At 52.9% G+C, this 13521-nt stretch carries 17 protein-coding genes; 1 reads left to right on the top strand and 16 read right to left on the bottom strand.

Going from position 1 to position 13521, the window contains the following annotated elements:
- Positions 1 to 10: 10 nt before the first annotated feature.
- Both DQX05_RS14240 and DQX05_RS14235 read right to left on the bottom strand, forming a co-directional pair.
- Positions 11 to 682 carry a LysM peptidoglycan-binding domain-containing protein gene (locus DQX05_RS14240; RefSeq protein ID WP_119794241.1) on the bottom strand — a complete coding sequence of 224 codons (672 nt, stop codon included), beginning with the start codon at positions 680 to 682 and terminating at the stop codon, positions 11 to 13.
- The gene (locus tag DQX05_RS14235) at positions 682 to 2712 is read right to left on the bottom strand and encodes a phage tail family protein (RefSeq protein WP_119794240.1); all 2031 of its coding nucleotides are present in this window, start codon (positions 2710 to 2712) and stop codon (positions 682 to 684) included. The genes DQX05_RS14240 and DQX05_RS14235 overlap by 1 nt, the downstream gene beginning before the upstream one ends.
- Here DQX05_RS14235 and DQX05_RS14230 point away from each other — a divergent pair.
- Entirely contained in the window at positions 2711 to 2980 is a 270-nt protein-coding gene (locus DQX05_RS14230; RefSeq protein WP_119794239.1) for a hypothetical protein, read from the top strand. The genes DQX05_RS14235 and DQX05_RS14230 overlap by 2 nt on opposite strands.
- Here DQX05_RS14230 and DQX05_RS14225 read toward each other — a convergent pair.
- From DQX05_RS14225 to DQX05_RS14165, 14 genes are all read right to left on the bottom strand, one after another.
- Entirely contained in the window at positions 2977 to 3399 is a 423-nt protein-coding gene (locus DQX05_RS14225) for a phage tail assembly chaperone (protein ID WP_119794238.1), read from the bottom strand. The genes DQX05_RS14230 and DQX05_RS14225 overlap by 4 nt on opposite strands.
- A 30-nt stretch (positions 3400 to 3429) precedes the next feature.
- Positions 3430 to 3888 carry a phage tail tube protein gene (locus DQX05_RS14220; protein WP_119794237.1) on the bottom strand — a complete coding sequence of 153 codons (459 nt, stop codon included), beginning with the start codon at positions 3886 to 3888 and terminating at the stop codon, positions 3430 to 3432.
- A 1-nt stretch (position 3889) separates the two neighbouring features.
- The gene (locus DQX05_RS14215) at positions 3890 to 5206 is read right to left on the bottom strand and encodes a phage tail sheath family protein (protein WP_119794236.1); all 1317 of its coding nucleotides are present in this window, start codon (positions 5204 to 5206) and stop codon (positions 3890 to 3892) included.
- On the bottom strand, positions 5206 to 5379 hold the full coding sequence (locus DQX05_RS30795; protein WP_182914748.1) for a hypothetical protein: 174 nt from the start codon (positions 5377 to 5379) through the stop codon (positions 5206 to 5208). The genes DQX05_RS14215 and DQX05_RS30795 overlap by 1 nt, the downstream gene beginning before the upstream one ends.
- Positions 5369 to 5800: a phage tail terminator family protein gene (locus DQX05_RS14210; RefSeq protein WP_119794235.1), complete on the bottom strand. Its 432-nt coding sequence runs from the start codon at positions 5798 to 5800 to the stop codon at positions 5369 to 5371. Before DQX05_RS14210 ends, DQX05_RS30795 begins: the two co-directional genes overlap by 11 nt.
- 339 nt (positions 5801 to 6139) lie before the next feature.
- Positions 6140 to 6280: an XkdX family protein gene (locus DQX05_RS14205; protein WP_119794234.1), complete on the bottom strand. Its 141-nt coding sequence runs from the start codon at positions 6278 to 6280 to the stop codon at positions 6140 to 6142.
- Positions 6277 to 6807 (bottom strand): XkdW family protein, encoded by a 531-nt coding sequence (locus DQX05_RS30790; RefSeq protein ID WP_259391987.1) that lies wholly within the window; start codon positions 6805 to 6807, stop codon positions 6277 to 6279. Before DQX05_RS30790 ends, DQX05_RS14205 begins: the two co-directional genes overlap by 4 nt.
- Positions 6807 to 9368, bottom strand: coding sequence for a hypothetical protein (locus tag DQX05_RS14195; protein ID WP_119794233.1), 2562 nt, complete (start codon positions 9366 to 9368; stop codon positions 6807 to 6809). Before DQX05_RS14195 ends, DQX05_RS30790 begins: the two co-directional genes overlap by 1 nt.
- A gap of 17 nt (positions 9369 to 9385) precedes the next feature.
- The gene (locus DQX05_RS14190) at positions 9386 to 9766 is read right to left on the bottom strand and encodes a phage tail-collar fiber domain-containing protein (protein WP_119794232.1); all 381 of its coding nucleotides are present in this window, start codon (positions 9764 to 9766) and stop codon (positions 9386 to 9388) included.
- Positions 9767 to 9779: 13 nt separating this feature from the next.
- Positions 9780 to 10526: a putative phage tail protein gene (locus DQX05_RS14185; RefSeq protein ID WP_182914746.1), complete on the bottom strand. Its 747-nt coding sequence runs from the start codon at positions 10524 to 10526 to the stop codon at positions 9780 to 9782.
- Between the two features lie 31 nt (positions 10527 to 10557).
- A complete protein-coding gene (locus DQX05_RS14180; RefSeq protein ID WP_119794230.1) occupies positions 10558 to 11655 on the bottom strand; it encodes a baseplate J/gp47 family protein in 1098 nt (365 codons plus the stop codon).
- Complete coding sequence (locus DQX05_RS14175; RefSeq protein ID WP_119794229.1) at positions 11652 to 12089, bottom strand: DUF2634 domain-containing protein; 438 nt, start codon at positions 12087 to 12089, stop codon at positions 11652 to 11654. The genes DQX05_RS14180 and DQX05_RS14175 overlap by 4 nt, the downstream gene beginning before the upstream one ends.
- Positions 12082 to 12495 carry a peptide methionine sulfoxide reductase gene (locus tag DQX05_RS14170; protein WP_259391986.1) on the bottom strand — a complete coding sequence of 138 codons (414 nt, stop codon included), beginning with the start codon at positions 12493 to 12495 and terminating at the stop codon, positions 12082 to 12084. The genes DQX05_RS14175 and DQX05_RS14170 overlap by 8 nt, the downstream gene beginning before the upstream one ends.
- The gene (locus tag DQX05_RS14165; protein WP_119794228.1) at positions 12488 to 13519 is read right to left on the bottom strand and encodes an XkdQ/YqbQ family protein; all 1032 of its coding nucleotides are present in this window, start codon (positions 13517 to 13519) and stop codon (positions 12488 to 12490) included. The genes DQX05_RS14170 and DQX05_RS14165 overlap by 8 nt, the downstream gene beginning before the upstream one ends.
- Positions 13520 to 13521 lie beyond the last annotated feature (2 nt).

The raw sequence follows: 13521 nt of genomic DNA, 5'->3' as shown, positions 1-13521 counted from the left end.
CCTGCACCTCCTACCGCAGCCGCAGCTTCCGGCCTTGCTCCAGATCCTTGACTTCATCGCTCCGAAGGCCGTTCAGGCGCTGAATCTCAACAGCCTTGCTCTCATCATTGAAAAACCGTTTGGCTACCGCCCATAGCGATTCGCCCGGGCCAAGGGTATAGGTGGAAGGAATCATGCGCTCATCCGGCCGCTCCGGAGGGGCCTTCTGGATCGTGACGGTGCTGTCCGTGTTCGCGGACTTCGTCATTTTGTGCGCATGGAAAAAGCGATATTCCTTCAAACCGAGTTCATAATCGATATCCCCTACGCTGCCGGACGACTCCGACCAGGTGAACTTCTCGATAACCATCGCCAGATTGATCCGCATGGAAGGCGAGGTCAGCACGAAGCGGATCGGACGCTGGCGCTTCATCCAGCTGCGCAGCATCTCGACATAGTCCTTCGGCTGGAGCAGCCGCTCAGGGGGAACATGAACATACGGGGCCGGTCCTGCGGGGAACAGGCTGCTGAATTGCAGCTCAGCAAGCTTCATCGGCTGAATCGCGTTCACCTCGCCCAATCCGATAATGTCGAAGGAGGACAGATTCCCGGATTCGCTTACCTGCAGCTGCGGAGGATTGACGGGCAGCTCCATCACCTGCTCCTGATTGTTGATGCTTAGAAAGATGCGGTATTCATTCATCAGCCGTACACCCCTTCCGCCGTCGAGACGAACTCTTCCTCCAGCTTCTGTTCGATGCGGTTGATGAGCGTATCGAAGTCAAAGCCTTGGTGGATGTCGCCCGTGGATACCTGCACCGTCGGGGTCAGCGTCACGAAGTTCTGAATGCTGTCCATCTCCGCCAGCTCCCGCATCATCATCAGCTTCTCATCGGAAATGTCAACCTCGCCTTCGACCTTGCCAATTTTGCCGACTTCTCCTACCTTCGAGATTTGCGGCGCATTCATGCCCGTAGCGATGGGCTTGAACTGGTCCGTTCCTGTTGGGCCGGGATCGGTTACCTTTTTGAACAGATCGCCCGAGAGAAGATTATTATTTTTGGTGAAGTCCTGACCTTTCTTGAACGCGGCTGTAACATCCGTCTGTTCCATACGGTATTTGGATAAGTCGACCAGTTTGTTTCCGTCGGACTGAAGTTTACTTTCATCCACCCACTCGGGATGCCACTCATCAAAGGTATCCATGGTGGAGCCGGTCAAATTGTTTATGGCCGTTATCACCTTGTTGACTCCTCTAATAATTCCGTTTGCAATATTGGAAACTAGATCTTGTACGTTCTTCAATATCTCCCAGAAAACTCTTTCGATGCCCTCTCCTAAATTATTAAATTGATTGAAACAAGTTTCCACTAAAGACAAGATGGCGTTCCAAATAACCGCAGCCACGCTCATAATTGCCGCACCAACAGCAAAAAATGCGCCAACAATATAACCGACCACGGTTCCGGTCGATACGCCCAAACTATTCAACGCTTCCATAATCAGCACAATCGCCGCTATTATCGCAAAAATCGGCGAAGCCGCAATCAGCCACTGAACGAGCCAGATCGCAGCGACCGTGGCCACAATGATTCCGATGGCAACAAGAGCATTTTCGACCAGACTCCAATTCTCCAGCAGGAAGCCCACGACCGTTTCTGTGATGGATCCAAGCAAGCTTAATCCGCCATGAATCGCTTCGAAAAATCCATTGAACCGTCCTTCCTCAAATGCCTGATTCAATAATTGCAGTACGGGGCCGAACGCCGTCATGGCCGTCTCGCCCATTAAGGCCAGCATGCCTTGGAAGCGATTGACGGCAAGCTCCCATTGCTTCACCGGACTTTCCATCAAGAGGGCAAGAGATTCCTGACTCATCCCGGCCTTGGTCATCAGTTCATCGAAGGCTTCCAGGAAGCCGTCCAGATTCCCGGTCTGGCCGAAGGACTCCATTTTTTTCTGCAGATCCTCATTGATCGGAAGATTCAACTGCCCAAGCAGACCGTCCGCCTTCCCGAAGTAAGCCTCCTTCATCGAGACAGCGAGTCCGGCGGCATTTTCATTCGGCCGGAAGGCGGCCAAGCGCTGGACCATTTCATTCATCTTGGTGACATCATTGGCATTTTTCGATATCGAAGTCAGTACAAGCCCGGACTCCAATGACTGGTTCACATCACGCCCCGACTTGAGCGCTTGGGACCTCATCGTCTCGAACACAGCCGCTCCCTGCTGCGCATTGCCATATTGCGCCTGGTAGCGGGAACGGAAATCTTCCGCCGCAGCCGCATTCTGAATCGCTTGGGCGCCCATCGTCTGGAGCGCGTTCAATAAGGGAAGGGCCACGTTTTTCATTTTCTGCCCAACCGTTATCTTTTCTTTATCCTTGCCCTTCTTCTTTTGCTGTTCCTTGCCTTTCTCTTCTATGGACCCTCCTGCTTCCACTGCGGAGGCGCCTGATGCTTCAACCGCTTTAGTGAAGCTGTGGGCCGCATCGCTCCATTCCTTACCCGCGTGCGCAGCAAGCTGCTTCCATGACTCTGTCATCGAATGAAATGACTTCTTAACGACTTCATCAATCGAAGCCATGATTCTCAGATGCGTCATCCCCATCATTTTCAGCATCGGGTTGAATTCGAAGCTCCAATCGTTTTGCATCCGGTTGACACGCTGGGGGAGCACGATAGGAGCCGGCGGCTGTGGCGGCTTGAAAATGATAAGCTGCTTCTCGTTCATGAACTCTCCTCCTTTCCCCGGCAGACGCCAAGCCTTCCCATCTACTGTCTCATTCGATAAGAGAGAGAAGGCTCTGCAATCTGCGAATGTTCTACCGCTTCTTCATCTTGCGCTGCGCGCGGCGTTCTTCTTCCACGCGGATGTCGATCATCGCATAGATGGCTGCCCGCTCGCGCTCGGGCAGGTCGAGCAGCTCATGCGGCAGAATGCGAAGCTTGTGGAGGGCGTAATAGGCATAGTTCGCTTCACCGTCGCCCTCCCGAATTAGTTTTTTACTTCATCAATGAGTTCGTTCATGTCCTGATTGAAGCCATTCAGCTCCTGAACCTCTTGCAGCAGGGCTGCATACTCTCCAGGCAGGAGCATCTTGCGAAGCAGCGCCTCCGCGCCCATGACGCCATACGATTGCTGCAGCTCCGAGTTTTTCAGATCCGGAAAGACGACGCTCGCTACGATTAGCTTGGCCGTATATTCATTGAAATCAATCTCCGGCGTCACAGCGCCTCCCTTGCCCTTCTTCTGTTTGGTCGCGGCCTTCCGGCACTGCTCGTTCTCGACCTCGCTGATACTGCGAAGCTGCCACGGCACCGGCTCTCCCTGTTCATCCTTGAAGCGGGTAGAGACGACAAAAGCCGTCTCCGTATTCGCCTCCGCATTTTGGGCCAAAAAATATCGCAATGAACTCATTGCTGCTTTCACCTCGCATGTTATTTATAATTATGAAATGCTATTGAAGTTATTTAAAATATCGACATCGTCAAATGTAAACTCGACTTCCTCTTCCAGCACGTCGCTCTCCGTATCCAGCTTCGCCATGACGACGCTGTTCAGGTTGACGTTCTTCAAGCAGACCGTCTGTGTCCCAATCGAGGACATCGGATCTTCATTCGTAATCTGGATAATGAAGTTTGTGTCCTTGCCATTCTTGATATAATCAAGCATCATATTGCGGAACAGCGGCGTCATATAGTAGATCGTCATGCTGCCGGTTCCCGTCCAGCCCGCTGCCTTATGCTGCACGCTGCGGCTGCCAAGCACCTTGACTTCCGCTTTCTGCTTTTCGATCTTTGCCTCCAGCGTCTTCACATAGAACATTTCCTCGTTTTGACCGTCAATTTGGGCAAATGCCCGGCCTTCACGGCCCGAAATGGTATCCTTCGCCTGCAACAATGCCATGTTACTTCACCTTCACTTTCATATAAATTTTCTCTACGGCGTCAACCGGCTGCACCGCCAGTTGAATGACGATGCTGTCGCTCGTATCGCCAGGCGTAACCTGTACATCGGTCTGCGCATCAAATGGCTGAATCGCGGACAAGCGCACGAGTTGATCAAGGTAAGCGATACATTCGCCGCGGAACAACTGGCGACCGTCGCCATTGTTGTTCACCTTGCCAACATAGGACGTCTCGAACAACTGCTTCATATCGTTAGCAATCCCGTCAAGCACCCGAACAACCCGGTTTTTGGAGAAAACACGGCCCTTATCCGGGGAATGAGACGTAAAGCTGTTGATGTCCTGTTCGACGACCGCACGGCCCCGCTGATGAACGAATACGAATTCGCCCGCCTCCAGCGCGGCTTCGACCTGGCGGTTCGTTAACCGCACATCCGCGTCGATCGCATCCTCATAAGTGGTATAGGTCAGCGACTCATTCATCGCCGCCGCAGCCGTAGCCGCTGCCACCCACACGCACGCCTCTGCCGCGTCCAGCACAGTGCCGTCCGCCAGCTTGACCCCGTTTTTCACGCTGATCACGCCTTCGCTGTCCGCCAGCGGATAGTTCGGCAGCACCGCCTGTACCTTTTTCCCTTCCTCCTCGCGCATCCGCTTGATGAAGGCTGTATAGACGGAAGCAAGCGTCTTCTCCTCCGACGGCAAGGCCACCGTATGGAAATCCTGTACCGCTAGCGCATCAAGGAAGTTCATATGGTCTTCATTCGTCGCCGTGCCGTCCTCGCCGCCAGTCAGCGGCAAGCCCGCGATCGCTTCCAGCTCACCGCTGCCTTCGAATTGCACCCAAGCGTTCGCCTTCAGCTCCTCTGCCTGGGCGACGGTCTGAAGATCAACCTCGCGCCCGGCAACCTTTGTGATAACATCCATCTTCGTATCGTCGAGGACGTTCGGACGAACGACGAGTACGATGTCGTTCCCGCGAACGCCGCCGCAGCGGGCACTCGCCTTCCATTCCTTGTGCGTGGCCTGCGCCTTGGTACCTTCGTTCAGCCGGTACAACAGCACCGTCTTGGCCCGTTTGAATGCTTCACGCACCAACAGCAGCGCCTTGTCCGTCACCTCATAGCCGAGAAGCTCGAAAGTCGCTTCTCCAGCCGGCAGTTCCAGCACCTGGCGAGCAGGCCCCCAGCTCAGCTTCAGCGGCAGGGCCACAACCCCGCGTTCTCCCATCGTACCCATCGGGCCCGCTTCCGAATCGAAGCGGACATATACGCCCGGTCTTACTTTGTTCTGCGTCATCCATGTTCCTCCAGCCATCACAATACCTCCTGAATCATAAATTGGTGTAGCAGCGCAGCAACCTGCGCCTTCGTATACATGCCGTCCTCACGGAGCAGCGCATGCAGCATGTCCCGCTCCCGTCCGCTGTCCGCCTTCGCTTCCAGCCATTGCGCCTTCGTGTAAGCCGTCTCGTGCCCATCAATGCTCATCTCGAATCCGCTCCTCCTGCTTCATTGCTTCCATCTTGCTGCCTGGCTCCCGCTCCCGCAGCAGCGTGAGCGCATACTGCACCCGGAAGCGCAGCATATGATCCGGGTACTCGTGGCTCATCTCGACGCCGCGGCAGCGCATCGTCCCGAAGTCGACGAGCTCCAGCGCATCATACAGCGCATCGGCGACCTCATCGGGATGCGGCCGATTCCCGGCCTCTCCCGGCACGTAGTCGACCTCCACTTGCCATGTTGCCGCATAGCGTCGCTCCCCCGTACGCTGCCTGCTTCCGCTTCGAATGCGGACGGCGCAATACGGCGCCGTCGCGTCCGCTGCCGCCTCGGCATCCAAGACCGCCATATCCGGGAAGATCTCCCCAAGCCGCCGCATCACGCCTTGCCGAATCTCGGCACTGTGCACGTTTTCTCCCCCTCTGCAATCCGGCGTAAGAATCCGTGAAGCGGTCACTGCATCCTCGCCAATAACAAAGACCATCCGGCAATCTGAACCGAATGGTCTCTATTTATGGCTTGCCCCCGTCCCGTCTTAGCTACGGGCCCGGTGACACACCACTTCACGCTATTATCTTATCACCGGAAACCGCCCGTCTGCGTGCCACCATCCGGCCAAATGTCGGACAGGCCGAAGGCCAGAGACGGATTAGGGTGCCACGGCATGTGGGGAGATTCCCATACAATCGTTCACTTCAAGCTCAAGGAGTTTCATTACAACGTGCACCTTGATCCGGGGAAAGTCCCTCTAGTTAAAATCAATTCCTGTGATCTCTTTGTACTCTTCCGGTCTAATTTCTCCGAAAGGGTTGGAGTCTGTTTTCACGGCTGCGCGCAGCCCCTCCGCGTCGATCCATTTGCATTCATATGCAAGCTTCCAGAAAGTCATGCGGACTGGCCTCCCTTAAGCTTTATAATTTCGAGTTTAGCCTTTGCCAACTCCGCCCCAAGGCTGTCGAAGACGCTCTGCTGTTGAATATTTTTGATTTTCATTTGGGTCAGTTCTTGACCCAGCACATCGGTTTGTGATGGTTCCGGCGGCGGGTTGAGTGCTTCTATTTCCTTGTCCGTGAGGCCGTTTCGCCAGAAGCTTGGTCCGTCCACGGGCTGAGGTGGCTCTGGTTGCGGCTCGTCGCTCTCTGGGTTAGATTCGGTCGCGGTGGCTAGGTAGTCGGCGTATCTGGCATTGTAGTCTGCCTCGGCCTCCCGGTAACCTTCGACATCGAATATAGGTTGATAGAGTCCATCCGGCATCGGTATGGCGATTGTGTAGCCTACGAGTAGCGTTTTCGATTCGTCCTCTTGGCCGTCGTCCTCAATTTCAGGAGTTTCAAAGCGTTCGGAGACAGGGGCGTCATCCCCAAACATGGTTGGCCGAACTAACTTCCCACCAACATCAACAATAAAAGCAGTCATCATACCAACTCCAATCTATCAAACTCAAATACTAAACCATCAAAGCTAACGTATTTTAAAGCGGAGCCAGAGTTTATTACCATGTTACCGGAAGGGGTGAAATTAACCTGCATGATTTTTACATTTGTGCTGTCACTCCATGTTGCAACCTTCTCCCAAACTCCATAGTGGGTTTTTACTGGCAGGTAGAACATTATTGTTTTTACTGCCCCCTGTCCATCCTGAATCATACCTCTCAAATAAAGCCTGTTGCCCAATACCCTGAAGTGCAAATTCTTGTTCGGATAGTGTGTCCACCCATTGAGTGGCGTAACCGGGATCCACCCCGTGTCCTCAATTGTATCTGTCTTATGATTCTCGACCACCGACAGCCGCCGCTCTACATCGCCCACATCCTGCACCAATTCCGTTACAGTCCCGCGCAGGTTCGCCGCCACGGTGCCGCTGATTGGAGCCGGAAGCGTTGGATCGAGCATCGTATAGGTGACGCGGTAGACTGCGGTTGGGTCGAAATCTGATGATAAAAACCTGATGTGCTGTTTGCCGTACGCGTTAGCATCATTTTCACTCTTTGCAAAACTATCAACCTGGTCGTTACGGTAAACCCGCGATATGAGTGATACCTTGTTCTTTAATAAACTACCACTTACTCCAGTGTTGTTGATATAGTAGTTTCCGTTGGGAGAATAGTACACAGGATTCGCCTTCTCCCGAATCACAATACCGCTACCGACCTCGACCATGTTCGAGCCTGCAGTTAACGTCGCGCCCAGTTCGTAATTCCGGACGGGTTCGACAGTTGGCTTCGCCTTTAGGTATTGGAGGCGATATGGCTGCCATTCTTCGGATACTCGGATTTGGAAGTTGGGAACAGTGGTAAAGTAGTCCACACCAGATGTTAAAGTCGGATGCTTGTTTTTATCCATTCTATCCAATCTAATCCAGACTTTTTCCCCTGCCCCATTGTAAATAGTCTCTCTAGGTTGCCCAAGCACACTCAGCCGCCATCCCAAGAAATACGCCTTTATCTCGTCCCCCGTCGGAGTGTAATCCGGCCCCCATCCACTGTCTGTATTGATGACGGATATACCTAATTTTCCATCATTACCAGCGGTCCAATTGATAATGGAAAACTCCTCCGGCTCTAACGAAGGTGCGCCTGCCTTTAATAGAGTACCGTCATATTTACAAACATAAGGGTACACATCTTTATTTCTGTCATCGGGGAGCCCCCCTCCAATAAGGAGACACTTGAATCCAGTTGAACTCTTGTAGAAACCATACGATTTTCCCTTTTCAAATGAAAAGACTCCCCATTGTTCCAACACATACGGCAGCCCATCATCTCCAAAAAATAGCGTATCGGGATTGCTGCCGTCTATCGGATGAGCGGCGAATTCCGTCTCAAAGGCGAGCAAGCTGCGTTGCTGTGGGGCGAAGGGCTTGGGATCGGTGCCGATTGTGAGCACTGGACTACGAAATGTAAATGTTCCTGCATTAATACTCGTGGCAATTACTCTTAACCGCACAGCATTTGGGGGTGCCTTTTCCGTGTGAACTAGCTTGTGTGGTGGTGTCCACGAGAGGGTTGCTCCCGAGCTATCAACCCAGGCCCAGTTCATGTAACCAGTATTCGCATCATTTGTTTCATAGGAGAGTGTATACACCGCTCCCTTAATTACAGGCAAAAATATTTCTGTTGCCTGTGCACTCATAGTGGGTCTTGAAAGCAATGTATACGGCTCAACAACAGCCGCAACACTATGGACTCTCCACTCATAAAACGGTGGCAGCAGATTGCCTCCCGTTACGATGGCGTATGGGTTCTTGACGTTGGTCATGCTGTCTACGTATGGATATTTCTCGGCAACCTGCTCCGGTGTCATGGAGTCAATCACCTTGGCCTCGGCCTCCGTAATTTCGTACAACCGAATGTCGTCAAAATATCCGTACTGGCCTTCAGTGCCGTAGACAACTATATCGATATTAACATCATTTAGATCTCGGTCGGCATGCTTGGTCATATAGAGCAGATCTTCAGTTTTTCTTGTTGTGTTTTTCGACGGCCCTCCGCCTTCAGAACCGCCAAATGCCAAGGCAGCCACATTGGAACTACCGTTCCGGGCTACGCCGGCCAGTAAATAATACTTGCCTGCTTTGATGACTCCGCTAATGCCGATGAAGGCAACTGCACCAGTATCATTGCCTATGGTCAGCTTTAGTCGCCCATTTTCAATCGCGTTTGTGCCTCTGTAACCGCCAATCAGGGACAGGTTATCACACGCCCCCGCCCGCCCCAACAAATTCACCAACGTCCGCCCCTTAATCTCCCCTAGCCGGAACGGCGTATCTTGTTCGGATTCAACAATTTGATAACCGGGCCTGAAGGTAAGAGCTTCAGAAGGAAGAGTCTCTAACTGCTTACTCATTGTGACATCGTTATCAAGCAACGGTTTTAGGACATTCGGGTTAAAGTCATCAGGATGTGCCCTTGTTTGCGTCGTCACGCCTTGAATTTCTTGGTTTATTCCCCCTGGCAAAACGTCACCTTTAATGCTCACGGTGATTCAACTCCTTATTAAAAAAGTGCATCGAAGTCAAATTCAAGCTCGTCATTTGCTTCCAGGTTTTTGGTCGTCGTGGTTTTGATTGCGGCCAGTGCCCCGTCAGCATCAAATACGGCCACTTCGTTGATTCCCGTACCAGCTAAACCGTCATTTTTGGCCTGGACGGATAAAGAATAACGTACCGTAGTCGGTTCGGGCATAGTTGTCCTTACTTCTTTGCGAAAAACTTCATTGAACAGACCGGTTTCGTCTCCGGTCAACGACTTTGGAACGCCGGACGCATCTACGCCGCCGGTGCCGATGGCGATATGTGTGATTTTCACCATAGGATCAATTCCGGACGCAGCACGAGCCAGCTTCTCGCGATATACTTTCGTTCTTGCGGTTGCCATATCTTCGCCCCCTTCAAAAGACTTCCTCATCAATAACCTGACCTGCGCGAATGTGGCGCAAGCTGCACTGATCCGCACTATCCAGATAAAAATCGAGCCCGAACGGATTCATCCCGCTAAATGATTGCTTGCCATCAAACTTCCACGCCCCATTAAAAACAAGCTCGTCAACATCATCAACTTCATATCGGCTAAATCCAAGGTACAAGTATGAGCCTCTTAATTTAGACCCACCGATGATCTTCGGGGCGTAATCGAGCTTTATACGGCTTTTCACCTTGGCTGAAGCCTCTATGTGAAAAGAGTTGAATAAGTCGATCATCAGTTCTACGATATGGAGCAAATGAGCCGGTTTCGCTTCCTCGAATGCAAATTTAAGACCGGTATAACTGGTTAGGTCATCAATATCATAGATCGTCTTGAAAGCATACGATTCATGCAATGGCAGGAACAGTGCGTTCCTTGTTTGGCTATACGCATTCGCCAAGTCACGGGCCGTTTGTTCCGTAAAGGTACCGCTTCCGATAATTTTGGCCTTGATTCGGGAACGGCGAGTCTCGTAGCTTTCCTCGTAATTTGTGGGTAAATCCCATTCCTCTTCCCAAATGTCGAGCCCCCAAGTGGCACGTTCAAGATAACACTGATCCAGTATTGAGTCGAAGGTTTGCCATAGACCATCCAACTCAGTCCCCTGTGTATCCAGTATCGAGAGCATGAACGGGGATAATTCATATTGTTTTTTCCGCAAATAGCCCAACATAATTGGACCCCGGTTGCTTTTGAACGGCGAATTAACTGACATTAATCGTCACCGTCCCAAGAATCGCAACCGCATCTTGTGCAATTTCAATATTGGTTTCATTTCCATTGACTTTGAGGGCTCCGTAATCAATAACAGGAGGGATATCCAAAATGATATTTGCAATCCGAGTATAGCGAACAAGCGGATCGGCAAATGCCAACGTCTTTAAATATGCGCGGACACCGTCCTGAATCATTTCTCGTACCTCGTTAGAAGAGCCTTCACTGCTGAGCGTCACGGTGACGGAAACATGAATCGGAACCTCGGTTGCTCCAACAACGGTTACAATCGCACCGATAGGGCACCCATTTTGGATGAAAGCCTCAACGGCTTCCACGACTGATGGAGCAGGGGCTGTTTTCTCTTCATTGATAAGTACCACTTTAACCGTACCCGGACCTGCCCATAACGGAATAACTTTTACACCGCCCACGCCGGGAATCGAGAGTGCCCATTGCTCATAATCTGATTTGTTCCCGCTTCCGGTCGGAGTGCGGACTTTCAGCAGAAACCGTTCCCGCAGCGAATCGTCGCTCTCTTCATCGGTTCCGCCTTCCAGTGCCGTCAGATTCGTCACCGCTGTAATGCCTGGCACAGGCTCGCTCAAATGGTGTATCGCTCCCGCGGGCACGTTGCCGGATCGGCCTGCATCGAAAGCCTCCACATCGGTAAAGCCTTCGCCGTCCTCCGCAAGCGAAATGCCATGGAGCACCCGGTACAGCAGAGCGGGCGTTGACTCCGTGCTCTCGGTCGCGATCACGTACCCGCCCGGGACGGCCGCGCCGGGCTTGCCTGTAAAGCGGATTGTTTTGTCCGTTGAACGGGCTGTGGCGGCAGGCCGCCGTGTCACTCCGTGCTCCGCGCAGCGTTCTTCAAGATAGGGGCCGAACGTCGTCGAAGCAAATGCGCGCCGCAATACCTCCTTGGCCCAGTCGGCTGCCTGGGTCAATTCGATCGCCGCCGGTTCCAGCACATCCCACGGAAACGATCCTTCCGAACGATCCAGGCTGACCGGCAACCGCGACAGCATGCGGTCTCGGATGACCTCTTCCGTGTCTTCCTGTAAAAGAGGAGGCAATTCCCTCATACGCTCACCTCCATTCGTTGCTCTTGTCCAATGACCGGCACGGCCGTAAAGGATACCGTGACCGAATCACCTTCAAATTCATACTCAAAATCGGTAACCATCTGCGTCCGGGGATCAGCAAGAAGCGTCTCGGTGATGGTGCGTTCCAGTTCGGAACGAGCGGCGGCCCGGGTCGGCTGCCGAATCGCAGTCTGGATCTCGCTTCCGTAGTCGCTTGAGTATGCGAGACAGGCGAAGCGTTCGGTCAAGACGGCCTTCTGGCACCATTGCGCCCACGCTGTATGGCCATCGGCCATCACGAAGCGCCCGGCTCCATCGATGACAAAATCACCGGTTGCGAAATCGAACAGCGGACTCTCGGGATATTGAACATCATTCGAGCTCTCATTCTCGACCAGAGACGGCATGGAGAACGCAGGAAATAAATCAGGCATGATCGCCGCTCACCACCTTGCTCATAATGATAGGCTCTCCGGACACCCACAGCACCAGGACCCGGTCTCCGGTTACGAAGCGGGGACTGACATCGGCGAGCCGGCTTCCATCCTCTCCAGTGACAAAATCAAACCGGGTCAATGCGGAATAGGTCGTCTCTGCCGTATCCTCCCCTGTCTCGACAACAGGCGAAGCCAGGCGGGCCACTCGGGAATATACGGGGACAGTGAAATCCCAATCGGCCAACAAATACCCTTCCGCCGGAATCGGAACGGAGAACTGATCAAGCAGCAGGCTGCCGTCGTCCTGGATCGTGCCCAAGTCAATGACGTTGAACGTATCCACGCAGCGGGACACCCCGTCCATGGCGGACAGCAAGCGCCCGGCCCACTCTCTTTTACTCATGGTCGACCACCTCCATCGTCATGCTGCGGTTGTCAGCATCATGCTGAATCCCGTCTATGGTGTAATAGCCAAGCAGCGTGCCGGCTGCAAAATAGACCTTGTCCCCGCGCCGCAGAAAAGGAAGATCAGGAACCGTTACGCTCCGCCGCCTGCGCGGCTTGCCGCGCTCCTTCAGCACTTCCTGCGCAGCCTCCCGCACAGCCGCGACCGTGTCATATTGCTGGGAATAGATGATCTCTTGCAAAATGCCGTATTTCGTCTGACCATCCACGGTATCATCGATTTTGAGCCGAGTTTTTTTCATCCCCTGTCCCGGCCCCTCATGTTCCACTTCTCCGGCTTGCTTGCTAACGATTTTGACGCGAGTCACCAGATTTTCAATATCCTGTTGATCGCTGGCACTGCTCACAACGTCTGCGTCGAATTGATAAATCGGCTTGTTTTGCCCGGCTTTGACGACATGCATGTTGCCGTTGCTGGCACGGATAATATACTGGCCCTTGCCGCGGCTGCGCACCTGATCGATGACGGATGTCATCATCGAAGCCAAGGTCTGGCTGCGGAACGGCTGTGCAGCTAAGGCAACAGCGGGCAGATCCATCTGGCCGAGCGGAATATTCCAGGCTTTCGCAATATCTCTGATAATGACGGAGGCTTGCGTGCCGTTCTTGTACCAGCGATCGTCCTTGCTCCGCAATAGGTAGATCAGCATATCATACGATTTAATTTTCAAGACGCCGTTGCCATCCTGCGTATAATCCCAGTCGAAAATGATGCCCTGATGGATTTCCTTCCATCCTTGGCCCCAATCCGCTTTTAAAATCGTCCGGGCGCCAAGCTGCAGCTGCTGATGCAGCCATTTCCCATTCCATTTCTGGTTCCGTATCGAAAAAGACAAGCGGACAGCCAGTTCATTAGGCTGTTCTTCCCAGCTTAAGCCGCTGGCCAGCGTGGTGAGTGATATCTGTTCCCCTGCAGGCAGGAGAACAGATAGGTCGTATTTCACGTCAGCGATATTGATCATGG

Origin of the sequence: Paenibacillus thiaminolyticus (assembly GCF_003591545.1) — a bacterium.
GTDB lineage: Bacteria > Bacillota > Bacilli > Paenibacillales > Paenibacillaceae > Paenibacillus_B > Paenibacillus_B thiaminolyticus_A.
The sequence above is the reverse complement of the archived record's forward strand: the minus strand, read 5'-3'. Positions and strand labels throughout refer to the sequence as shown.